The 23473-nt window shown below is 66.2% G+C and carries 19 protein-coding genes; 13 read left to right on the forward strand and 6 right to left on the reverse strand.

Going from position 1 to position 23473, the window contains the following annotated elements; translation table 11 throughout:
* Positions 1–14: 14 nt before the first annotated feature.
* Together RHA1_RS38640 and RHA1_RS38645 are read right to left on the reverse strand one after the other, a co-directional pair.
* Positions 15–1355, reverse strand: a complete 1341-nt coding sequence (locus tag RHA1_RS38640; RefSeq protein ID WP_237720563.1) for an AMP-binding protein — start codon at positions 1353–1355, stop codon at positions 15–17.
* A gap of 37 nt (positions 1356–1392) precedes the next feature.
* The gene (locus tag RHA1_RS38645) at positions 1393–1947 is read right to left on the reverse strand and encodes an acyl carrier protein (protein WP_007299749.1); all 555 of its coding nucleotides are present in this window, start codon (positions 1945–1947) and stop codon (positions 1393–1395) included.
* Between the two features lie 509 nt (positions 1948–2456).
* On the opposite strand from RHA1_RS38645, the gene RHA1_RS38650 reads away from it, so the two are divergent.
* From RHA1_RS38650 to RHA1_RS38675, 6 genes are read left to right on the forward strand one after another with little or no spacing between them, the layout of a single operon-like run.
* Positions 2457–3785, forward strand: a complete 1329-nt coding sequence (locus RHA1_RS38650; RefSeq protein WP_011599383.1) for a KamA family radical SAM protein — start codon at positions 2457–2459, stop codon at positions 3783–3785.
* Positions 3782–4150 (forward strand): cupin domain-containing protein, encoded by a 369-nt coding sequence (locus RHA1_RS38655; RefSeq protein WP_007299751.1) that lies wholly within the window; start codon positions 3782–3784, stop codon positions 4148–4150. Before RHA1_RS38650 ends, RHA1_RS38655 begins: the two co-directional genes overlap by 4 nt.
* The gene (locus RHA1_RS38660; RefSeq protein ID WP_011599384.1) at positions 4147–5247 is read left to right on the forward strand and encodes a MupA/Atu3671 family FMN-dependent luciferase-like monooxygenase; all 1101 of its coding nucleotides are present in this window, start codon (positions 4147–4149) and stop codon (positions 5245–5247) included. Before RHA1_RS38655 ends, RHA1_RS38660 begins: the two co-directional genes overlap by 4 nt.
* A complete protein-coding gene (locus RHA1_RS38665) occupies positions 5231–6574 on the forward strand; it encodes a lysine N(6)-hydroxylase/L-ornithine N(5)-oxygenase family protein (RefSeq protein ID WP_011599385.1) in 1344 nt (447 codons plus the stop codon). The genes RHA1_RS38660 and RHA1_RS38665 overlap by 17 nt, the downstream gene beginning before the upstream one ends.
* Positions 6571–8046, forward strand: coding sequence for a class I tRNA ligase family protein (locus tag RHA1_RS38670; protein ID WP_011599386.1), 1476 nt, complete (start codon positions 6571–6573; stop codon positions 8044–8046). Before RHA1_RS38665 ends, RHA1_RS38670 begins: the two co-directional genes overlap by 4 nt.
* The gene (locus RHA1_RS38675) at positions 8043–9263 is read left to right on the forward strand and encodes a saccharopine dehydrogenase family protein (protein ID WP_007299755.1); all 1221 of its coding nucleotides are present in this window, start codon (positions 8043–8045) and stop codon (positions 9261–9263) included. The genes RHA1_RS38670 and RHA1_RS38675 overlap by 4 nt, the downstream gene beginning before the upstream one ends.
* On the opposite strand, the gene RHA1_RS38680 is transcribed toward RHA1_RS38675, so the two are convergent.
* Positions 9201–9953, reverse strand: a complete 753-nt coding sequence (locus RHA1_RS38680; RefSeq protein ID WP_337460060.1) for a thioesterase II family protein — start codon at positions 9951–9953, stop codon at positions 9201–9203. The genes RHA1_RS38675 and RHA1_RS38680 overlap by 63 nt on opposite strands.
* On the opposite strand from RHA1_RS38680, the gene RHA1_RS38685 reads away from it, so the two are divergent.
* Together RHA1_RS38685 and RHA1_RS38690 are read left to right on the forward strand one after the other, a co-directional pair.
* Positions 9952–11175 carry an ATP-grasp domain-containing protein gene (locus RHA1_RS38685; protein ID WP_007299757.1) on the forward strand — a complete coding sequence of 408 codons (1224 nt, stop codon included), beginning with the start codon at positions 9952–9954 and terminating at the stop codon, positions 11173–11175. The two genes, RHA1_RS38680 and RHA1_RS38685, sit on opposite strands and share 2 nt — an antisense overlap.
* Positions 11176–12456 carry a GNAT family N-acetyltransferase gene (locus RHA1_RS38690; protein ID WP_007299758.1) on the forward strand — a complete coding sequence of 427 codons (1281 nt, stop codon included), beginning with the start codon at positions 11176–11178 and terminating at the stop codon, positions 12454–12456.
* A gap of 56 nt (positions 12457–12512) precedes the next feature.
* Here the strand turns inward: RHA1_RS38690 and RHA1_RS38695 are convergent, their stop codons facing one another.
* The gene (locus RHA1_RS38695; protein ID WP_011599389.1) at positions 12513–14006 is read right to left on the reverse strand and encodes a wax ester/triacylglycerol synthase family O-acyltransferase; all 1494 of its coding nucleotides are present in this window, start codon (positions 14004–14006) and stop codon (positions 12513–12515) included.
* Between the two features lie 493 nt (positions 14007–14499).
* Positions 14500–14994, reverse strand: a complete 495-nt coding sequence (locus RHA1_RS38700) for an SRPBCC family protein (protein ID WP_007299760.1) — start codon at positions 14992–14994, stop codon at positions 14500–14502.
* 1274 nt (positions 14995–16268) lie between these two features.
* Here RHA1_RS38700 and RHA1_RS38705 point away from each other — a divergent pair.
* Both RHA1_RS38705 and RHA1_RS38710 read left to right on the forward strand, forming a co-directional pair.
* Positions 16269–16982, forward strand: coding sequence for an LppX_LprAFG lipoprotein (locus tag RHA1_RS38705; RefSeq protein ID WP_007299761.1), 714 nt, complete (start codon positions 16269–16271; stop codon positions 16980–16982).
* A complete protein-coding gene (locus tag RHA1_RS38710) occupies positions 16979–18553 on the forward strand; it encodes an MFS transporter (RefSeq protein WP_007299762.1) in 1575 nt (524 codons plus the stop codon). The genes RHA1_RS38705 and RHA1_RS38710 overlap by 4 nt, the downstream gene beginning before the upstream one ends.
* Positions 18554–18607: 54 nt before the next feature.
* Here the strand turns inward: RHA1_RS38710 and RHA1_RS38715 are convergent, their stop codons facing one another.
* Positions 18608–18988, reverse strand: a complete 381-nt coding sequence (locus RHA1_RS38715; RefSeq protein WP_007299763.1) for a hypothetical protein — start codon at positions 18986–18988, stop codon at positions 18608–18610.
* Positions 18989–19066: 78 nt separating this feature from the next.
* On the opposite strand from RHA1_RS38715, the gene RHA1_RS38720 reads away from it, so the two are divergent.
* The 3 genes from RHA1_RS38720 to RHA1_RS38735 all read left to right on the forward strand — a co-directional run bounded on the left by RHA1_RS38720 (position 19067) and on the right by RHA1_RS38735 (position 23216).
* Positions 19067–19318 carry a type II toxin-antitoxin system Phd/YefM family antitoxin gene (locus RHA1_RS38720; RefSeq protein ID WP_005569061.1) on the forward strand — a complete coding sequence of 84 codons (252 nt, stop codon included), beginning with the start codon at positions 19067–19069 and terminating at the stop codon, positions 19316–19318.
* A complete protein-coding gene (locus RHA1_RS38725; protein ID WP_007299764.1) occupies positions 19315–19575 on the forward strand; it encodes a Txe/YoeB family addiction module toxin in 261 nt (86 codons plus the stop codon). Before RHA1_RS38720 ends, RHA1_RS38725 begins: the two co-directional genes overlap by 4 nt.
* A 665-nt stretch (positions 19576–20240) precedes the next feature.
* Entirely contained in the window at positions 20241–23216 is a 2976-nt protein-coding gene (locus RHA1_RS38735; protein WP_011599396.1) for a UPF0182 family protein, read from the forward strand.
* The last annotated feature ends 257 nt before the right edge of the window (positions 23217–23473 follow it).

A 23473-nucleotide genomic window follows, 5' to 3' on the forward strand; every position in this document is an offset into this window, starting at 1 on the left:
GACGTCGGGAACGCTCATGAGTTTCCCGTCGTGCCATTGCGAAGTGCCGCACGATCGACCTTGGCTCGCCTGTCCAACGGGAGTCGAGTGACTACGAGGATCTTGTCCGGCAACTGGGCGGGGGCGAGCGTGTCGAGCAGCGCCATCCGAATAGCGCGAAGTGAGAGAGTGTCCGAACCTGCGGATACACCGCAGTACAACACGATCCGGTCGCCCTGCTGCACCACCGCGGCTGCGGCGTCGACGGCCGGGACAGCGACCGCCGCTGCCTCGATGGCCGGCAACGAGACCTTGACGCCGCGGCGCTTGACGACGTGGTCCAGTCGGCCTTCCACAACGACGCTGCCATCGGGCGCGAGTGAGGCGAGATCTCCGGTGCGCAGTCGACGTCGGCCCGCCGCATCACGCTCGAATCGGGTCGACCCGGTCACGGGCGTGAGGTAACCCAGTGCGAGGTCCTCACTGACGATACAAAGCTCCTGGGCATCGTCGAGGTCATCGACCGGCACGAATTCGACCGCGGTACCCGGTATCGGTGTGCCGACGGGCACGATCGCGGTATGTACCTCGGCGCCCGCCGGGAGCACGTGGCGAAGTTTGATCACGGTGGACTCGGTGGGTCCATACAGGTTGATGACGACCGGGTGAGGGGCGTGTGCTCGCCAACGTCTCAACAGCGGCTGCGGAAAAGGTTCTCCGGACACTAGGATTCGCCGTAGACGCTCGGTCGCCGAGCGGACCGTAGTCGGATCGGCGCGGTCCATCGCAGTAACCAACCGGGCCAGCATCGACGGAAGGAGGCACACCATTGTGGGCCGATGCTCGGCGAGCCACGTCAATAACGTCGTGCCGCCGGCGAGCGCAGCAGGGGGTGTCACGGTGATCGTCGCGCCGGCGACCAGAGCGCCGAGTGTTTCCTTGAACGAGAAATCGAACCACGGATCCGCAGTGTTGGACACCACGTCGCTCGGGTCGAGGGCCAGCTCTGCCTGCTGCCACTGTAGATAGCGAGCCAGCCCGCTACGCGAGCCGACGACGACTTTCGGTTCACCCGACGTGCCCGAGGTGGTCAGCAGGTATCCGCAACCTTCCGGTGTGTCGGGGAGGGTGGTCGGATCGATCGTGGAATCTGGAGTGACCGGTACGAACGGGCGTTCCGCCAGAATGCATCCCACCATTTCGGTGAGCGACTCCACGCCCCGAGGTTTGCTGATCAGAACCGGGCCCGTGCCAGAGGTGAGTTTCGCGGCGAGTTCCCTCGATTTCGTGTGCAACTCACCATAGGTCAGCACGGCATCGCCCTGCACCACTGCTGGGTGCATCGGGTCCGTCCCGCACAATCCGGACTCGATCACCCGACGCAGTGTGACGTCGATCGAGCCGGGGGCGGCGTCAGTGGCCGGTGACCGCATCGCTCGACCCGGTGGGATGGTCGGTGACGAGGATCCGCACGCCGGCAGGATCAGAGTCGCAATCAAACCGCAGCACCGTACCTCCCCGTCGTATCAGCACGTCGCCTCCGTGCATCGGAAGGCGTGTGCAGGCACCGTTTCCGCGAGCCTGACGCAACAACGCAACCCGGGATCCGTCGCCATCGCCGTAAGCGAGCGTGACCTCTTCGGGCAGCAGGGCGTCCGCCGCGGAGGCGCCGAGTTCGGCCAGGGCATCTGCGATGACGCCGAGGTCGAACCCGGCGGCCAAATTCGTGCGGTACTCGCCGAGGCGTCGATTCAGATGGTCGAGATAGCCGGCAAACTCACGCGGAGTCGGGGCCAGATAAAGATCTCTGAGTTCAACCGGCAATCCCGTGGATAGCGAAAGCTCGGAAACGATCGAGGCAGCGAGCAACGAGTTCCCCTCGAGGTCGAAGAAGAAATCGTCATCGGGCCGGACAGGAGCCCCGTCGAGTAGCCGACTCCATAGAGCTGCGATTGAAACGGCTTCCATAAGTGATTCCCTTCCAGCGGAACGTCCAGGATGAATTGCTCCATGAGACAGTCGTTTCGGAGGGTGATCACCCTCGATGGACACGGAGAATCATCGGTGCCTGGCACACGTAATGTAAATCCACCCTTGGTGTGGAGTGTCGGACCCCTTGTCGTGCAGGCGGGCCGTTCCGCGTCGCTCACCGCGTGCACACCAGTCGCGTTCGGGATTGCGCACGGTACCCCGGTGCACGCGGCGATCGGCCGCGGTGGGGCATGAAGGTTTCGCGCCCGAACGGGAGGCCTGTGGATGGGTCACTTTGCACCCAAGGGTGTCTATCGGTGACTGGGCGAGCCACCCATGATTCATCCCAGGCCGCCGAGGAGTCGGTCTCGAGATGAGGACGAACGACCTGCCACAATCGAACTCGTCGACGGTGTCTCCGTCGAAACCGGGTCCGATCTGTTGGTCGGGCGATCTTGCTCGGAAATGTGTCCAGCAGGCGCGTCGAATGGATCGGGGCAAGCTACATGAAGAACCGAATGCGAACCTTCCGCGGCGTGCAGCTGGCCGACCTTCCGCAGCTTGACCAGTTCACGGAGCAGGAACGGCACGAAATGCGCGTCGTCGCAAACCTATTGCCGTTCAGAGTCAACAACTATGTTCTGGATGAGTTGATCGATTGGTCGTCGGCTCCCGACGACCCAATCTTTCGGATGACTTTTCCGGCCCGAGAAATGGTGCCTCCACGCATATACGATCTGGTGTCGGACGCGCTCTCGAACGGCGTCGACCGGAAGCAGCTGCAAGCAATCGCCCAGAAGTGCCGCCAAGACCTCAACCCGCATCCCTCCGGTCAGCGTGAGCACAATGTGCCACTGCTCGACGGCGAGCCGGTTGCTGGGCTCCAGCACAAGTACCGACAAACGCTTCTGGTATTTCCATCCCAGGGTCAGACGTGTCACTCGTACTGCTCGTACTGCTTTCGTTGGGCACAATTCGTCGGTGATGCGGACCTGAAGTTCGCCGCACCTGGTCCAGGTCGGATGATCGATTACCTCCGTGGCCACCGGGAGGTCACCGACGTGCTGCTCACCGGCGGCGATCCACTGATCATGTCGACTCCGGTCCTGGCCCGGTGGGTCACGCCGCTTCTAGCGCCCGATCTGGAGCACGTGACGAACATCCGCATCGGCACCAAGGCTTTGGTGCAGTGGCCGTACCGCGTCACGTCCGGGCCTGACGCCGACGAGTTGCTGCGGCTGATCGAGGCGTGCACTGCCGCGGGAAAGAGCGTCGCGATCATGCTGCACGTCTCGCACCCACGCGAGCTCGAGAACGAGGCGGCAACGGCCGCAGTAGCGAGGTTGCGTTCCGCGGGGGCCGTAGTCCGAGCGCAGGCGCCGATCATTCGCCACGTGAACGACTCACCTCAGGCGTGGGCAACCATGTGGCGGCACATGGTGCGGCTCGGTATCCAGCCGTACTACACCTTCGTCGAGCGCGATACCGGTGCGAGCTCGTTCTTCGAGGTTCCGCTGGCCCGTGCGCTGACCATTTACCAGGAGGCGCAGCGTGTGGTATCCGGGCTGGCGCGCACTGCTCGCGGCCCCGTCATGTCGGCGACCCCCGGCAAAATCGCTATCGATGGGGAAACGGTCGTGAACGGCGAACGTTTGTTCGTGCTGCGCCTGCTGCAGGCCCGTGACGACGCTCTTGCCGGCACGCTGTTCTTCGCCAGGCACAGCGACAGCGCAGTCTGGATCGACCATTTGACCCCTGCTCTGTCCACGTCATGGCCGTGGGAATCATCTCGCGATCGCATCCAATTCGAACCCATTGAAGGAGTTAGCCGATGACCACAGACTCGGTCACCCAGGGCGTCGCTCACAGTGTCAACGGAAGACTGCCGGAACTGGACTTCGAGAACAGGCCCTCGGGCGCGAAACTCGGAATCTTCGATCTGCCGAAGCTCGAGGTTTCGGTGGCGCCATTCACGCTGGCACACATCCGTGTGCCCGGGGGCGTCACCACCGCCGAGGATCACCATGAGGTGCGCGAGATCTGGCTCGTCCAGTCCGGATCGGGGATTCTGACCCTGGACGGAGTCCGGTCGAGGGTGCGGGCCGGCGACACGCTGTACTACGAGAGCTATCGACGCCACCAACTGCACAACGACGGCGACTCTCCGGTCGAGATCGTGTCGATCTGGTGGCGTCCGTGAACGCCAGGCCGAGCTTGAGCGTGATGTTCTTCTCCGGTTCGGTGCCGGCGGACCGCACTGACCGCTACCGCCTGGTTCACGACGCCGCGGCGGTCGCCGACCGTCTCGGCTACGAGGCGATCTGGTTGCCCGAACGTCATTTCGACGTGTTCGGTGGGCTGTTCCCGAATCCGTCCGTTCTGGCCGCCGCACTTGCGGGCACGACGAAGCGGTGTCACTTGCGCGCCGGGAGCGTCGTTGCGCCGTTACATGATCCGATAAGGATCGCCGAGGAATGGTCGGTGGTGGACAATCTGTCCGGTGGTGGCCGCATCGGGCTGTCGATCGGTTCAGGATGGAATACGAACGACTTCGTATTGGCGCCTGATCGGTACGAGACCCGGGTGGCCCATTCGCGGGACTCCATAGATGAGCTTCGCGCGCTGTGGGCAGGAAGGCGGGTCGCACGGCGCAACGGTTCGGGCCGAACGGTCGAGGTGGCTATCCAACCGGAACCGCTTTCCGGTGAGTTGCCCCTGTGGATGACCGCGTCCGGAAATCCCGACACCTTCACTGCGGCAGGGCGATTGGGAACCAACCTACTTACGCACCTCTTGGGCCAGGACCTGGGCGAGCTGGCGTGCAAGATCAAACTCTACCGTGACGCACGAGCGACCGCGGGCCACGACCCCGACTCTGGCCGGGTCACCCTGATGCTGCATACGCTGGCAACGGCCGACAACGCGCATGCGTGGACGGCAGCTCGCGCGCCGTTGCGGTCGTATCTGCGATCGGCGCTGGAGCTGGAGCTGCGGGCGTCAGCTGGTGGTGGCCGGGTGAGCGGCGGCAGACGAATTGCGGTGCCCGCGTTGTCCGAGGCGGTTGTGGAGGAATTGCTCGACGAACGCACGCGCCGCTTCTTCGATGACGCCAGCTTGCTGGGCGCCGTGCCCAAGTGTCTGGCGATGCTCGAGGCGGTCGCCGCCGCCGGAGTGGACGAGGTTGCGTGCCTCATCGACTTCGGTCCTTCGAGGCAGCTCGTTCTGGACAGCCTGAATCGTCTCGCACCGCTTCTCCACCCCGAAGTCGAGGGAGCTGTCAATGTTGGAACACCTTGATCTGGTTGGTATTGGTGCAGGTCCGTCCAATCTCAGCGTCGCAGCGCTTTCCGCGCCGGTCGGTCGGCTGCGGTGCAAGTTCTTGGACCGGCAACCGACACAACGTTGGTACCCCGGGCTGATGCTGTCCGCCGCGGTGCTGCAGGTTTCGCACCTGAAAGACCTCGTGACCTTGGTCGATCCGACGAGCCGGTACACCTTCCTGAACTTCCTCGCGCGCACGGGGCGGCTCCACCGCTTCGCCAGTTTGCATACCCCGCTGATCGCTCGCCGAGAATACGAGAGCTACCTGCGCTGGGTCAGCGACCAGTTGGATGAGGTGCAGTTCGGGTGTGCGGTCGAGGAAGTGACATTCGACGGGCAGGCGTTCAGGGTGGAATCCACCCGAGGTACGTATGCGGCACAACACCTGTCGATCGGAGTCGGGCCGCGACCGTACGTGCCGGAGCTCGCCACAGGCACGCTCGGTGAGGATGTGTTCCACTCATCTGACTTCGGCTACCACACCGATTCACTCGCCGGCCGCGACGTCGTGGTAGTCGGGGGTGGGCAGAGCGGCGCCGAGGTAGTGGAACACCTTCTGCAGCGTTCGGGCCGGGATGCAGTCGGCTCGCTCACCTGGGCGAGCAGGCGGATCGGGTTCCAGCCGCTCGACGAGTCGCCGTTCACCAACGAGTGGTTCCATCCGGACTATGTTCGGTATTTCCACGGTCTGTCGCAGAGTCGTCGTAGCCAGTTGCTTGACGCCCAGCAGCTCGCCAGCGACGGCATTTCGAAGGGGCTGCTGGAATCGATCTACCGCAGGCTGTACTACAACGATTTCGTCGATTCGGACCGCATCCGGACAACCCTGCTGCCTGGTCGTGAACTGACCGGGCTCTGTCGCGGGCCGGGCGGCAAGGGCTGGCGGACAACCCTGACCCACATCGATACCGGAGAAATCGATTCGGTCGGTGCCGACATCGTGGTCCTCGCCACCGGATACCATTTCCCCCTTCCCGAGTTCCTCCATACCCTCGGGGGTCGCATCGCGCGTACCAATTGCGGCCTGCCCCAGCTTGCAGCCGACTACTCGGTTTCATGGGCGGGCCCAGCCGGAAACAAGATGTTCTTCCTCAACGCCGGAAAGCTCAGTCACGGCATCGCGGATCCCAATCTCAGTCTCGCCTCGTGGCGTGCGGCCACCGTCTTGAACACGATCACCGAGACCCCGTTATATCCCGACCTGCGTAGCTCGACGTGTTCGTGGGACGTCGCGGATCGTGCTGCCACCCATCCGCCGGTGGATTCCGGCGTCGACCTGCTCACGGAAAGTAGCCGACAATGACCCAGCACCTCATCGTGCCGAGCAATCCCACGCCGAACGGGGACCTGCACATCGGGCACATCGCTGGACCGTACATCGGTGCGGACGCACTACGGCGTGCGGCCATCGCCCGGGGTGAAGACGCCGCTGTCCTGCTCGGCACCGCCTGGCAGCAAACGCATGTGCTGTTGGCCGCCCGCCGGCAGGGTCGTGACGTCCTTGCCGTCGCGAGCGAGTTCGCCGCCCAGATCGAGGAGTCCTTCGCCGCAGCAGATATCGGGTACGACGTGATGCTTCGACACGAGGACATGCCGTCGATCGAACAGATGACCCGGCGCGCATGGTCGACGCTACGTGAGCTCGGCATGATCGCGGTGCGGGATTCCGTCGCACACTACTGCTCGCCATGCCGAGCGTGGCGCTTCCAGGGACTCGTTGCCGGTCGCTGCCCGCGTTGCGGGTCGTCTGACGCGTACGGCATCGACTGTGAACAGTGCGGTCTGTACCACGACGACGCCGAACTGCTCGACGCCGTGTGCACCGTGTGCCACGAGCCGACAGAACTTCGGTCCCTGCGCCGTGCGTTCCTCGAGCTGGAACCACAGCGTGCCTGGTTCGAGCAATACCTGGGCAGCATCACACTCGGCGACCCGGTCCGCGAATACGCCGAGTCCGTGATGTCGGAGGCGCTGCCGTCCGTTGCCGTCACGGTCCTCGGCGGACCGGGGATCCCGGCCTTGGACGAGGAGTTGCCAGGTCAGACCATCTACCCGGCATTCGAGTTGGCACCCCGCTATGTCGTCATGACCGCGCGACACAGCGCTGGCAGTGTCTACGAACCCGCACGCACCAGGACCAGCATGGTGTTCGGTGTCGACAACGCGTTCGAGCGAGTATTCCTTTTCCCCGCAGTACTGCGCGGGCTGACCGAAACACACGCTCCCTTTCCGGACGTCATGCACTTGACCTACTTCTACATGCTCGACGGGGCCAAATTCTCCACGTCCCGCCGCCACACCGTCGGCGTCGCAGAACTTGTCGGAGTGGCGGGCGCGGATGCGGCCCGCCTGTACCTCGCTGCGAACCGGCCCGAGCGTTCGCCGACCAACTTCACCCGATCGGCATTCGAGGGGTCGGCAGAGGTCTCCGCGGTACGTCGGCTGCGAGCGTGGGCGGATACCGGCGAGATTCCACGCGCGGAGGAGGACTCTTCCAGAGATCCCTGCATCGAGCTCGAGCACGCCACCTCCGAACTTGCCGATGCGCTGCAGCCCGAGCGCTTGTCCTGCCAGAACGCGGCGCGGGCGGTGCTCACCCTGACCGGGTTGGCCGGAGCATCCCACGGTGACAGGTTCCGGGACGCGGTCCTGAACGTCCTCGTCAATGGGGCAGTGCTTGTCCCGGACACCGCGGCCCGCTTGGCCAGCGCCTTCGCGGTGCCGCGAACACGTTTCGATGGTGCCGCACAGCGCACGAGTGGAGGCCGAGGATGAGCGATCCCGTCAGGTGCGCGCTGATCGGCTGTGGTCCGATGGGCGCCGCCACCGCCCGCGAGTTGGTGCTTTCCTGGCCCCACCATGGGGCGCCGCTGCAGCTGACTCTGGTCGACCGCGACGCGAGACGGCTCCATGCGCTCGCAGCGGCCCTACCGGCATCGGCCGGCGTTGCGGTCGAAGCGCACCACGGCGACGCGGCACACCATCGCACCCGGCAACTACTCGCCGAGCAAACGGTGTTGGCCACCGCCCTGTCGTGGGTCGACGCCGCACCGGCGCTCGATCTCACGCTGGAGCACGGACTTCGGCTGGTGGGTATCGGTCGCCCACCAGCAGATCCACGAACAGAACTGGCTAGTCGCGCATCGGTATCCGGTGCTTCGATCGTTGTCGGCGCCGGTCTCGAGCCCGGTTTGACCGAAATCCTGGCGCGGCGATTGGCACGTGACCTCGATGTGGGCGGAACCGTGCACTCATACTGTGGCGGGGTCCCACGGTCACCGCGACCGCCGATGCATCACGTGTCCTGGTACGGCACGCGCATGACGATCGACGCGCGACCGACCTACCGGCTTCGCGGCGGCGTGCTCCGCCAGGTCGAACGATTCAGTGGAGTCGAAATGGTCGACGTCCCCGGCCTCGGCTCGCTGGAAGCTTTCCACGACGGTCTGGCGCCCTACGTCGGCGCCGATGCCGTGCTCGGCTCGCTGGCCGACTACACGGCCAAAACGCTGCGGTGGCGGGGATATGCCGATCGTGTCCGGCTACTCGCAGAGATTGGCCTGCTGGGGGAGCTGCCGGTCCAGACCGTCGACGGCCCGGTCCGTCCCCGTGCGCTGCTCGACGCCGTACTCGCTCCGCACATTTCCGCTCAGCACGGGGACACCGACGTCACCGTGCTGGCCGTCCAGTCGAGCGGTACTTCGGGTGGAACGCCCTCGAACAGGTCGACCGTGACTATCGCCGAGACCGACCCCGTCACCGGCGTCACCGGTATGGGACGACTGACCGGGGCGGTGCACGCCGCTGCCATTCGGGCAGCATGCGGCCTGGGAGCCGGTGTTCACTACGCCCACGAAGTTCTGGCCGACGGGAAGGCGGATGCACTTCTCGAGCGATTCCTCGCGACGGGGATATCGGTGACAGAACACTCAGACGCGTGGCTGACGCGATCGCAGCCGGGACACGGCGTCACGGAGGACCGCGATGAGTGAATCCGTCGGATCGCTTGCCGCGAAGTGGCCGCCCGGCAGGATGAGATGGGTATGAGAGGCCGAGGTGGCCGCCGACCACCGACGAACTGCGGCGGCATCGACCACCACATCGTCGATGTAGCTCAGCGCTGTGACCGGTGCGGACACCCGGACACCATCCCACGAGTAGCGTGCGCTGAGCTCGAAATCGGCGCGCAGCAACGGAATCAGCATGTCCTGAACCGAACGGTCGAGTGCGTGCGCGCCCCACGACTGGACCGTGGCCAGCAATTCTGCATCGGTCTGGTGGGTGAGTTCTCCTGCAATTCCAGCGCACTGCGGAGCCTGCCGGGCGGACACCACCAACTCGACGTCGACCGCGTCGTCGGCGAGCAGTCGGGCGGCCTCGAACGCCACCGTCGCCCCGATGCTGTGACCGAAAAGGACGACCTGGGGTTGCTCGAGGGCGAGAATCCTGCCTGCCACGTCCGCCGCGGCCGCGGTGAGCGACGTCGCAAGCGGTTCGTTCATGCGCTCCTCATGACCCGGCCGCGACAACGGCACCACGCGCGCCCCGTCCACAGCGCGCGGCCACCGGCGAAAGAACGACCGGCCGGCACCGGACGGCGGCACGCACACCACCACTGCCATGCACACTCCGAACAACGACAAGGGGACTAGCAATATGGTACGTCGAACGATCGTCTTCATGGGCACTCGGCGAGTCCCTCTGGAAGTGCAGGCGGCATTGCTCTCCGCACACGCTGCCGGGTATCGAGTTGCCCTGGTCACGGGGTCGGTTCCGCCGATGTGCAAGAACCTGGTCGACGATGTCGAAATCGTCGACATCTTCGACCGCCCAGCCGCCCTGCGGGCAGCCATGGCACTCGCGAGCCGCAGCGGGGCAGAGGGCGTCGTGTCCTGGACGGACATCGGTGTCGAGCTGGCCGCCGCGTTGGCAGAGCGAAGCGGATGGCCGGGTCCTGGCACCGAGGCAGCGCACCGGGCTCGCAACAAGCACTCGATGAGGTCCGCGATGGCCGATCAGCCGCAATTCATTCCACGGTTTCGACATGTTCGTTCCCTGTCGGACCTGCAGTCGGCTTACGAGGAGATCGGCACACCTGCGGTGCTCAAGCCGGCGGGTGGCAGTGGCAGCAGGTCCATTCTTCACGTCGAGGACGGCGCCGACCTCGCCGCGTTGTACGCGCACGCCTCCCGGCTGACCAGCACGGACATTTCTCCGTTGTTTGCCGACTACGACGGCGAATTCGTCTACGAGGAGCGGTTGGGCGGCACCGAGCACAGTGTCGAGGGCCTGGTCAGTGACGGGAAAGTGCACATCGCTGGGATCACGGACAAATGGGTGACCGAGCCGTACTACGTCGAGTACGAACAGGTGCACCCCACCGCTCTGCCGGCAGCCGTGCAGCGCAGCGTGCACGAACTCACCGAGGCCGTGGTCAAGGCGATCGGCCTGAACTGGTGCGCGTTCCATCTCGAATGTCGCGTCCTTCCCGACGGGAGTGCCAAGCTGCTCGAGGTCGCCGCCCGGCCGGCCGGTGGTTACATCACCTCCCACCTGATTCCGTTCGCCACCGGAATTCCCTTCCACGAAAACCTCGTTCGAGTGGCAACCGGGCAACAGCCCGACATGATTCCGACGCGGAATCGGTACGCGGGCAGCCGCGGCGTACTCAGCCCGGCACGGGGCCGATTCGCGGGCTTCGACGGTCTGGCCGATGTTCTCGACCTGTTTGGAATCGAGCACTTCGTCTTCGAGCGTGAAATCGGTGGGAACATCATGCTCCCGCCCGGCGACACATTGAGCGCCGTACTCGGTTACGCGATCGCCCGATCCGTCAGCTACGACGATGTCCGCGACGTTCTACGGCGCGCAGTGGCGCTGTCCCGGCCGCGAGTGGAGACCTAGATGCGCGCCAACGGATTACCGCCGGTCGAGCGGATCGAGCTCGGTGCCGGCTTGACCGGGCGGGTAGTCGCCACGGTCGACCTACTCGTGCAGGAGGGTTTGGCAGCGCTGAACGGGGAGGCGGCGTGGACCTCGCCTGAATGGTGGCGCTTTGTGGAGGCCGATCCCGACCACGAATCGCTGTACCTGGTCATCGACGGCGCGGACAACCGACCGGTCGCCGTAGCACCGGCGTTGATCATTCGGGACACCCGAGGTCTGCTGTTCTACAACGGTCCGCGGATCATCGGTGACCTGTCCGCGATCGGCTCGGTCTCCCATCTCGCGCTCGACGAACAGGAAGCGCTGCCCTGGTTGACCGCTGGGGTCGAGGCGGCGCGGCCGGCCCTCTACCCGTCGCTGACGGTCGGCACATTCGGATCGAACCTCGGATTGCGGCCCTTCGCACCCGATCGCACGACGCTCCCCGTTTCAACTGTCGTCCCGGCGCTGGCCAGACTGGCAGAGGTCGTCGCCGAACTCCTCGGCTGCCGAAGCCATGCACTGCTGTATCTCGATCCGGAGGAGGACGCGGCTTTGGCGTCGGACGCCAGCGCCGCCGGCCTCTGCCGTTCGGTGTTCGGCGGTGAAGGCGTCCTCGACGTGCCAGACGGGCACTTCGACGACTACCTCTCGATGCTGCCCAGTTCGCGGCGGAGGACCATCCGTCGCGAAATCCGAGCATACGCCGAGTTCGGTGCCCGAACCGAAGTCGACTACGGCTCAGGGGCGCTCACCGACGACCATGTCCGATTGCGGTCGGCCTTGCGGGAAAAATATGGTCACACGGCCGGACGAACGTGGGCGCGTAAGGAATTCGACACCCTCCGCGACACCCTAGGCGAGAGGCTTGTCGTGTTCAGCGCCCGCGGGACCGAACAGATCCTCGGATACCTGATGGCCTTCCGATACGGCGATGTGCTGTATACGCGTGCCGCCGGCTTCGACTACGAGGCATCTTCAGGTGCCTACTGCTACTTCAACGTCGTCTACTACGACGTCATCAAATGGGCCCAGCGCAATGGCGTGCGTCGAATACATTACGGACTCGGAACCACGGCTGCGAAGGCCTGGCGAGGATGCACGCTGCGGCCGCGCTGGGCCTACTTCGGCCTCGGGCCCGACGCTGCGCCAGACGCGACCGAAATGATCGCAATCCAGAACGCAACAGCTTCACGGTTGCTTGCCAGCCTAGGGGCAGAGTTGGAGTACGGGAGCACTGCAGGCGTGAAGGCGGAATGAGACCCTACTTTTCACGAATTCGGGTTGGGAAATGGCGGCGCCGATGATGTGAGGGGTTACCTCGACTCCGGGGGACAGCCGGGGCGCAGGTATCGGACGTTGCGGGTGCACGCGGTCAGTTCGGAGAGGGCCTGGTGTAGTTGGCCGGTGACGTCCCACACATCGGGGACGAGGTTTCGGCAGGTGATGATGCCGACGTCGAGGTGCCGGCCGTAGGACATGGCGGCGATGGTGATGCCGCCGGTCATGTCGCTGACGGCGGAGACGGGGAAGTTCCCGGTTACCTCGATGCCCGCGGTGTACAGCGGCCGAGCAGGGCCGGCGGCGTGGGAGATGATCAGGTTGACCGGTGGCGTGGGCAGGGTCAGTGCCCGCAGCGGTGTGCGTGAGATCGGGCCGCGCAGTGCTCGCGGCAGCGCGGCGCCGACGTCGCGGACGAGGGTGGCGGGTGCGGCGCGGAAACGTTGGGGTGCCGCCGTGAGCGAGGTGTGCACCTTGTGCAGGCGGCGGGCCGGGTCGGCTTCGTTGATCGGAAGGGCGATGGGCAGGAGGGAGAGTCGATGGTCGGCGGCCGCGAACTGTGCGTCGGTGCGCCGCGCGATCGGCATGGCCGCGGCCAGCGCCGTGTTTGGCGGGGCATCGTGGTCGATGAGCCAGCGACGCAGCACGGTGGTGCACAGCGCCGTCACCACGTCGTCGACGGTGAACCCCAGCGCGGTCCTGACCGCATCGACCTCGCCGAGTGGCAGCGAGGTGAACGCGAACCGTCGGCGCGCGGTGTCGGGGCCGGGGAATGGGGTGTCGGGCGGTGCCGGTGCCCCGGCCGTCGCCTCGTCGGCCGGCCGCCGCCATGTGCGCGGGGTCAGCCTCCGGGCGAGTGTGCCCAGCAGGTCCGCGCCCGGGTGGGTGAGGGCGTCGGCGAGCTCGGGCAGGTGCGGTGCCAGCCGGAGTGTGGACCACATCAGCCGCGCGGGCAACAGTGCCAGATGCCAGGCACTGTTGCCGAGCATCCCCAGGGCGCCGGCCGCCTGGTACTGCTCGTCGCTGAGCCGGTGCGGCACCGTGCGGGGTTGCGGGGTGGTGTCCATCAGCACCGCGAGAGCCTGCGCCGCGGTCAGGCCGTCGATCACCGCGGGGTGCACCTTGGTGTAGATCGCCTGCCGGCCACCGGTGAGCCCGTTCACCAGGTAGCACTCCCACAGGGGCCGGTCGCGGCTCAGTGGACGTGCCGCGAGACCGGAAATCTGCTCGGCGAGCTGTTCGTCGGTGCCGGGACCGGTCAGGGTGACCTCCCGGATGTGATAGCCGAGGTCGAGGAACTCGGAGTCCACCCAGTAGGGCCGGTCGAGCCCGAGAGGTACCTGCTGTAGCCGCCACCGCAGTGGCCCCACCAGGTGTAATCGGCCATCGGCGAGCGCCCGGAGGGCCTGCACCGTGAGCCCGCCACCCGGTGTGGTGGGGCCGAGGACACTCAGGATCCCGACATGGGTGCAGGTGGTGGATGTCTCGGCGTCGAGGAACTGCGCATCGAGTGAACTGAGCTGGTGCATAAGGTTTTTACCTGGATTGGGTGAGCCAACGTGCTGGGCGAGCCCACAAGGCGTCACCCCAACGCTACGCCGCGGCGCGCCCCCCGTGGTGCCCGAGCAATTCGTTGACCGAATCCGCGCTGAGCTTCGCTCGACAATTTCGAATTGGCGCACACCGAGATTCGAATTGCGCCGCCGGTGCGGCCGCACGCGGGCAACAGCGAGGGTTCGTGCGGACCTCCCGGCGTGTCCGGACACCAGAGAACTCGGCGATCGCACCGTGGATGCGCGATTCCGGCGACCCGGGGGTCCTGCGCGGCGGGCAGGACGGAGCGGTCCGACGTGGAGAAGTCGCTGGGGCCCGCGCCTCGATTTGCCGGCTACGCTTCAGCGTCCCCGTGGCGGTCGAGGTCTGGCGCGCCACCGCGGCGTGGGGACAGTGGCGGCGCGCTGCTGGGGCCGCAGTTGATCAAGGTCGCGGGGTGTTTGTGCGCTGAAGTGCTCGGCGGCGCGTTCATCCGGTCGCGGCGCTTCCCGGGTCCCAGGGGTGGGTCGTGCGGATGTCGGCATTGAAGTCCTCGATCCGGCGTCGCAGGTTCAATTCGGTGTAGCCGATGGCTTGGGCGGCGAAGGGTTCGAAGAGTCGACCGAGGGCCTTTCCGGTCAGCCCGGTGGGGAGTTGGTAGCTGAAGTCCACGGTCAGTCGGGTCTCGGTGATCCCGACGGCGGTGAAGCGCCAAGTCGAGGTGTTCTTGAAGCCCTCGATCGAGTCGAGGGCGATCAGTCGGTTTCTTTCCCAGGCAGTGATCGTGAGGATCGAGTGGAGGGTTTTGAAGCCGACCTGCATGGCGGCGTCGAACGTGGCGCCGAGGCCGTGGTCCAGGGTGCCCGTGGGATCGAATCGCGAGATGCCGAACACCCAGGTGGGGACGTTGCGGTAGTTGCCGATGAAGTCGAACGCGACGTCGATGGGCACGGTGGCGATCGCGCTGTGGTGGGTATGCATCATTTGTTCGCCTTTCGGTGTTGTTGCACCGAAACCGGGGCTCGTAGTGACCCGCGTATCGACTGTTCGATCGTTCGGCTGTCTCCTGAACGCCTCTTCCGGGCACAGCTCCACAAGGACCGTGGTCTACCCGATCGGCACCTCCAACGTCAGTGACTGTTCGCCGCATCGGTGGGCCCGCTGGAAACCGTTGCTCAGTCGTCGATGGGGGCGCTCGGGGCGGCACCGTTCGGTGTTCGCACATCCTTGGCCGACTCATGGCCTGGGCCGGCCCAACACCGCTCCGCGCCGTCGGGCTAACTTGTCAACCTCAAACATACTCAAGGTATGTTATAAGCGCAATAAAGGACTGTGGGTTTCTTGGCCCACCTGAGTCGCGGCCTGACCGCCAGGCAATATGCAGATGGATCCAGGGGCTGAGATCGGACTCCCGGTACAACCGGACCGCGCGCTCCCGCGGCTCCGGCGGATACTTTCCTCGTTCCCACAGTGACGTCCTTCCTCCATCTACCCAGGATCAAACCTGGTTCGGAAGTCTCCGGAGAAACGGGGGAGGCTCAGGGTTGCAACGAACGGCTGACCCGGCCGGGTGGCTACCACGATGCGTGGTGTGCGCACTGCCGGGTTGGTGGAAATCGTGATCATGTGGCGGAGGTGAACCTCGCCAAACGTGCATTGTTGGGGCGCGGCGCCGCCGTCCGCACCCGTGGCACGAAACCGGAGATCCGGAGGGTCGAGCATGCCCCGGTGCGCAAGTGCCGGGACAAGACCGGTCCCACCCGGCTCGGCCGCGGCATCGCCGTGTCCGCCGCAGTGTTCCTACCGCGACACCCCGGGGTGGGGGTGACACGATCAAGTACCCGTCCTGCATCACAAGCGTCGGTGTGGGACACGGTCGAACCAGCAGCACCGCACGGTGTTACGGGTAGCCGTGAAGCACGTACATCTTCACCGCCTGCCACCCCGGTGGCAGAAAGTATGAGATTTACGTAGACGCTAGAGGGCGGTAAACAGTGGTAGAGAGCAGACGGTTCCTGTGGCAGGGGCGAAGGGAAACTGCGATCACCCGCGCATGTGGAAGCGCCAGAACCCACAAGGTCACCGAACGCGCCCCGCGCCGAGACCGTCAAGTGCGTCGTACCGAGATTTGCGCAACGCCGGCCATTTCGGCGCACCTGCCGTGCCCGGTGATTCGGTGGCCGCCCGGCGTTCCCGCAACGACACCGGTTCTGGCCGCAAGCCGGGCGTTTTCGGAGCCGGCGTCCTACGATGCGGGCATGCTCACCCGCCGTATCTTCCTCTGGACCCTCGCGTTCAGCGTGGCGGTAGTTGCCGGCTGCAGCACCGACACCAATCCGGGAGGGAGCGCGAACCTGCCGGACGCGGCCGGGCTGCTCGCCGAGTCGGCGTCCGCCCTCCGCGATATCAAGAGCGCACACTTCACGATGACCGTCAACGGCTCGATTCCGGGCATCAGCGTGCAGACCGCCGAGGGCGATCTGACCAGGGAGGGCGGTCCGGCCGGTGGCGCGAAGGGCACGGTGAAGCTGACCCTGGCCGGCCAGCTGATCGAAGGTGAATTCGTGCTGGTCGACGACTCGCTGTACCTGAGGGGCCCGACCGGCACCTTTCAGCGGTATCCGTCCTCGCTCACCTCCGAGTACTACGACCCGACCGCCATTCTCGACCCGGACCGGGGCTTCGCGAAGGTGCTGACCAGCATCACGGATGCGAAGACCGAGGCGAGGGAAAAGGTTGACGGGACACCGGCGTACAAGATCACCGGACGGGCGGACAAGGATGCGGTGGGCAACATCGTTCCCGGGGTCGAGTCCGAGGTGGACATCACGGTGTGGCTTGACGAGGACGGCACGCACCTCCCGATCAGAGCGCTGGTCACGTTCCCGAAGCCGGCCGGCGCAGACGCCCCGACCGTCGACGTGGTGGTGTCCGAGCTGGACAAGCCCGTGACGGTGACACCCCCGCCGTGAGTGTCGAGCTGATCCCGGGGCGGAGCAGGACCGTCGCCATCGGCGCCGCGGCGCTCGCCGTGCTGCTCGGCGCGCTGGACACCTACGTCCTGGTGAGCATGATCCGGCAGATCATGGACGACCTGCTGATCCCGGTGAACCGACTGGAGCGGGTGACCCCGATCGTCACCGGGTACCTGCTCGGCTACATTGCCGCGATGCCGCTGCTCGGCCAGGCATCGGACCGGTTCGGCCGCAAGCTAGTGCTGCAGAGCTGCCTCGCCGGGTTCCTGGTCGGCTCGGTGGTCACCGCGCTCGCCGACGACCTGCCCATGCTCGTTGCCGGGCGGGTCGTTCAGGGTGTCGCAAGTGGAGCGTTGCTGCCAGTGACCATGGCGCTTGCCGCCGACCTGTGGGCAACCCACAAGCGGTCGAACGTGCTCGGCGCGGTGGGTGCCGTGCAGGAGCTGGGCAGCGTGCTGGGCCCGCTATACGGAGTGGCGATCGCAGGTCTTGCCGTGTGGTCAAGCGCGTTCGGCATCGCCGGCTGGCGCGGCGTGTTCTGGATGAACGTACCGCTCGGCGTGCTTGCCATGATCGCGGTGCAGGTTTCGGTGTCGCGCCGCGATCCGGCGCACGAACCCGTCCGGGTGGATGTGGTCGGGGGGCTGCTGCTCGCGGTCGCCCTTGGGCTGGCCGTCGTCGGCCTGTACAACCCGGACCCGCGCACCGCCGTGCTGCCACCGTGGGGCGGGCCGATGCTGGTCGGGGTCGGTGTCGCGACCGTCGCCTTCGTCGGCTGGGAGCTGCGTGCCAAGACCCGGCTGATCGACCCGGTCGACGTGCAGATGGGCGCGTTCCTCGCCGCGCTCGGGGTATCCGGTGCGGCAGGCGTCGCGCTGATGGTGACCCTGGTGGACGTCGACCTGTTCGCCCAGTCGCTGCTCGATCGGGACGACCGGGGAGCGGTCATACTGCTGCTGCGGTTCCTGGCCGCGCTCCCGGTCGGCGCGTTGCTCGGTGGGCTGCTGGCGGCACGGTTGGGCGACAGGGTGGTCGCGGCGGTCGGCATGCTGCTGGCCGCGGCGGGTTACTTCCGGATGGCCCGGTGGCCGATGGACGTGCTATCCGTGCCGTACCAGGTCGGGCCGATTGCGGTGCCCCGGCTGGACACCGACCTGGCCGTCGCTGGGCTAGGGCTCGGCCTGGTGATCGCGCCGCTCTCCGTTGCGGTGCTCCGCGCCGTGTCGCCCATCCAGCACGGGATCGCCTCTGCCGGTGTGGTGGTCGCGCGGATGACCGGGATGCTCGTCGGGGTTGCCGCGTTATCCGCGTGGGGGCTGCACCGCTTCCACAGCCTGACTGCGAACCTGCAGGTGCCGTTCCCCGTCGGCAAACCTCCCGAGCAGGCGGCGAGGGAGCTGGCCGAGTACACCGGGGCAGTCGACCGTGCTCTGGTTACCGAGTACACCGGGATATTTCTGATCACGTCGGTGGTGTGCGCGGCGGGAGCGCTGCTGGCATTGTTCCTCGGCCGCCACCCAGCCAAGGCTTCGGACTCCGCCGAGAACAGCATCACCAAGCGGACATGACCCCGTCGAATGGCGACCTGACCGAGTACAAACACACTCCGTCCTCGGTCCTCACTACAGCCTGGCGCTCACGGTCGCCGCGTCCGCGTCCGGGATGGAGTCCGGGACCGGAAGACCGACGATGCGGGCGAGTTCCGCATTCGTCGGATTGCGCAGCACCTTCTCGCCGTGCCAGATCACGACGGGAGTGTCCTCGGGGGCGACGTCCAGGCTGCGCAGCAGCTGCTCCGCCCATTTGTCCCGCTGCGGGTCCTCACTCTCGGATTTTTCGATCCGGATGGGCGTCGGCCAGGGATCGCTGCGCAGCCCCGCACCGGTTGGTGGACGCGGTCGGTCCCGGGTCCGGATGAGTCGCTCGCCGGAGCGGCGGGGGATCGGCGGGCGGTGAGGGGATGCGGACCGCGGGGTGAATTTTCGTTCTCGAGCTCGCACCACGGTGGGGCGTCCCCTTGGATTGCGGAAGCATGTCGGGTTGCGTACAATTTCTTGTACGTAATGACTGGAGGTGTGCTCATGCGAACCATGACCTACTCGGAGTCTCGCGCGCGGTACGCCGAGGTCCTCAACGCCGTCGTCGATGACCGGGAAGAAATCGTCATCACGCGGGCGGGTCACGAGCCGGTGGTGATGGTTTCGCTCGACGACTATGAGTCGTTGAAGGAAACGGCATACTTGCTCAGGAGTCCGGAGAACGCCCGCCGGCTGTTGGCGTCGATCGATCGGTTGGAGTCCGGCGGGGGAACTGTCCGGGATCTGGCTGAGTGAAACTTGTCTGGGACGAGTCTGCGTGGGAGGACTACGTCTGGTGGCAGGCGCAGGATCGGAAGATCGTCAAGCGGATCAACACATTACTCAAGGATGTCGAACGCAACGGGAACGACGGAATCGGCAAGCCAGAGCCCCTCAAGGACGGTTTTCAGGGCTACTGGTCCCGGCGTATCACCGATGAGCACCGGCTGGTTTATAAGATTGTCGATGATCAGATCCGCATTGCTGCCTGCCGTTACCACTTCGGACACTGATCGCGCTCACCACGGCGCGGCGGCTGGGCTTGTCGACAACGACTGCGGAATGGTTCTAGTCCAGTGGGCATGACGCTCCGACTGTCCGCGTTTCGGGAGGGCGCGTAGTAGGCAGGATTGGTGGTTGAGGTGTGGCCGACCCGCCGAGTTGGGGGACGTCTTGGTGGCTGGGCTGGACGCCCTGACCGACCGCGGCCTGCTGGCCCGTCGGACCGATCGGCAGCGTCTGCTGACGATCGGCTTCGACGACCTTTGGGGAATCCTGCACCACGCGAATCGCTGCACGGGCCATCACCTCAGCCGGCGAACGGCCTCCCCGCACCGACGCCCTCGCTGCAGCCAGCCGATGCGCATGGACGGCGTGTTTCGGCCGGCGAGTGGCAGGGTGCCCTTGACGGCCGTTTCCACGGTTCTGCCGATCACGGTCACCGCGATGACTCGCAGGAGCAATGTGTCACCGGCCGAGGAGGAACCGGCGACGAGCCGCGCCCTCGAACCCGGCGGCGCTCCACTCGCGGGTCCACTTCGCCCAATCCGGTGCCGAGTGCGCGCCGGCCAGGATGAGCCCGGCGCCGCCTAGAATTGGGTGATACGAACGCCTTCGCTGGATCGGGCGAGGTGGTCCGCGGCGGGGCTGCTCGTGAGCCGACCCGTGGGAGGTGGCCATGCAACCGTCCGACCGGATGCGGGCGCTGCCGCGGCGGGCCCGGGTCATGATCATGGTGACGGTGGCGCTCATTGCGTTGCTGGTGATCGGGCCGCGTCTGGTCGTGGGGTATACCGATTGGCTGTGGTTCGGTGAGGTTGGTTACCGTCGCGTGTGGGGGACGGTCCTGGTCACCCGCCTGATCCTGTTCACGGCGGTGACGCTGCTGGTGGGTGCGGTGATCTTCGCGGCCGTGGTGTGGGCGTACCGGTCCCGCCCACTGTTCGCGGCCTCGGGCGCGAACACGGCGAAGGACCCGGTCGAGCGGTACCGGGAGGTGGTGTCGCGCCGTCCGCGGTCGTTCACGGTGGGGATCGCATTGCTGCTGGCGCTGCCGTTCGGGCTGCACGCGCAGGCGAGTTGGGAGACGGTGCAACTGTTCTTGCATGGCGGCGCGTTTGGCACCGTGGACGCGGAGTTCGGGTACGACATCGGCTTCTACGTCTTCGATCTGCCGTTCTACCGGCTGATCCTGGCGTGGCTGTTCATCGCGGTGTTCCTGGCGTTGTTGATTGGGCTGGGAACCCACTACCTGTTCGGCGGCATCCGGCTGGCACCGAGCAAGGACCACGTCATCGAGGTGTCCCGGCCGGCGCGCGTCCAGCTTGCGGTGTTCGCGGGCACGTTCATCGCGCTGAAGGCGGCGTCCTACTGGCTTGACCGGTACTCCTTGTTGTGGAGCGGCCGGAAGGAGCCGACTTTCACCGGCGCCGGGTACACCGACATCAACGCGGTGCTGCCGGCCCGGTTGATCATGGTCGCGATCGCGGTGCTGTGCGCGGTGGCGTTCTTCGCCGCGATCGCGGTGCGGGACCTGCGGATCCCGGCGATGGCGACGGCACTGCTGGTGCTCTCGGCGATCCTGGTCGGTGGAATCTATCCGGCGCTGATCGAGCAGTTTTCGGTCCGTCCGAATGCCGCCGACCGGGAGAGTCCCTACATCGAACGCAACATCGCCGCGACCCGGCAGGCGTACGGAATCGGCCCGGACCGGGTCGACTACCTCGACTACCCAGGGGTGGGCACCCGGTCGCCCCGGGACATTCCCGCCGACGTCACCACGATCGCCAACGCCCGCCTGCTGGACCCGACCGTGCTCTCGCGCACCTTCACCCAGCAGCAACAGCTGAAGAACTTCTACGGCTTTCCCGAGCACCTCAACATCGATCGCTACACCATCGACGGACAACTCACCGACTACATCGTCGCGGCCCGCGAGCTCTCCCCGAACAGCCTCAGCGGCAACCAGACCCAGTGGATCAACCGGCACACCGTTTACACCCACGGCAACGGGTTCATCGCCGCTCCCGCCAATAGGGTCAACGCCGCCGTCCGCGATGTCGCCGGGCAGAGCGCGAGCAGTGACAGTGGGTATCCGATCTATGCGGTCAGCGATATCGCCTCCCAGGTGGGCGGCGACCAGGTGATCCCGGTCGAGCAACCGCGCATCTACTTCGGTGAGGTGATCGCGCAGGCGGACCCGGACTACGCCATCGTCGGCGGCCCGGAGGGTGTGCCGCCGCGCGAGTACGACACCGACACCGCCCAGTACACCTATACGGGCACCGGTGGGGTGCCGGTGGGCAGTTGGGTCAACCGGTTGGCGTTCGCCGCCCGGTACGGCGAGCGAAACATCTTGTTCTCCGGCGCCATCGGGTCCGAGTCGAAGATCATCTTCAACCGGGACCCGGCCGCCCGGGTTGAACACGTCGCCCCGTGGCTGACCACCGACTCCAACCCGTATCCGGCGGTGGTCGGCGGCCGGATCGTGTGGATTGTCGACGGCTACACCACCGCCGCGCACTACCCGTACTCGCAGGTCGGTTCACTCGCTGAGCCGGTCGTGAACGACACCGGCCGAACCCTGGCCCGCGAGGAGGTGTCCTATGTGCGGAATTCGGTGAAGGCTACCGTCGACGCCTACGACGGCACCGTCACCCTCTACCAGGTCGACGAGAACGACCCGGTCCTGGGGGCGTGGATGAAGGTGTTCCCCGGCACCGTGCAGCCGCCGACGGCGATCCCGACCGAGCTGCGCGCGCACTTCCGCTACCCCGAGGATTTGTTCCGCCTGCAGCGGGACCTGCTGGCGAAGTACCACGTCGATGATCCGCGGGAGTTCTTCACCACCAACGCGTTCTGGTCGGTGCCCAGCGATCCGACCGCCGACACCGGTGGGGAGCAGCCGCCGTACTACGTCCTTGTCGGCGACGCCGGCACCGCGGCCCCGTCCTTCCGGCTCACCAGCGCCATGGTCGGCTTCAACCGCGAATTCCTCTCCGCCTACCTCTCGGCGCACTCCGACCCCGAAAACTACGGCAGGATCGACATTCTGCGGTTGCCGACGGACACCCAGACCCAGGGCCCGCGGCAGACCCAGAACTCGATGATCTCCGACACCCGCGTCGCCTCCGAGCGCACCCTGCTCGAGCGGTCCAACCGGATCTACTACGCCAACCTGCTGACCCTGCCGATCGCCGACGGCGGCATCCTCTATGTCGAACCGGTGTTCACCGAACGTTTGACCAGCACGCCCAACAGTTCCACGTTCCCGCAGCTGGCCCGGGTCCTGGTCAGCTACCGCGAACCCGGCACCGGCGGGGTGCGGATCGGGTACGCCCCCACCCTCGCCGAGGCCCTCGACCAGGTCTTCGGCACCGGCACCGGCGCCGTTGCCACCGCACCCGGCGGCGACGCCACCACACCACCACCTACCGGCGGGCAACCGCCGGCGCCGCCCCCACCGGGCGCCCCGCCCGCCCCGCCGCCGGCGACATCGGACCAGCTGACCGCCGCGGTCCTCGAACTCAACAACGCCCTGGCCAATCTGCGCGAGGCGCAACACACCGGCGACTTCACCACCTACGGCGCGGCCCTGGACCGCCTGCAACAGGCCATCGACACCTACCTGGCCGCGGGCGGCACCCCGCACTGACCCATCCCCTCCACGCGATCCGCGCAATGACGTTGTCCCGTATGGAAAATTGCGGATTCGGGCTGTAGACCGGCCAGGACCACCCGCCAGCCGCGCACGCGTTCACCATCGCCGTCTCTCCCCTCGAACTGATCAAGATCGACGGCGGCGAACTCTCTGCCGATCCTCGGTCTGGTTTCGCTCCCGCTCGTCGGGTAGCGACCCATCCTTGTGTCGTTACTCGGCGGCCCGCCGCCTACGCCCGCGTGTCCCGTATC

Source organism: Rhodococcus jostii RHA1 (assembly GCF_000014565.1).
GTDB lineage: Bacteria > Actinomycetota > Actinomycetes > Mycobacteriales > Mycobacteriaceae > Rhodococcus_F > Rhodococcus_F jostii_A.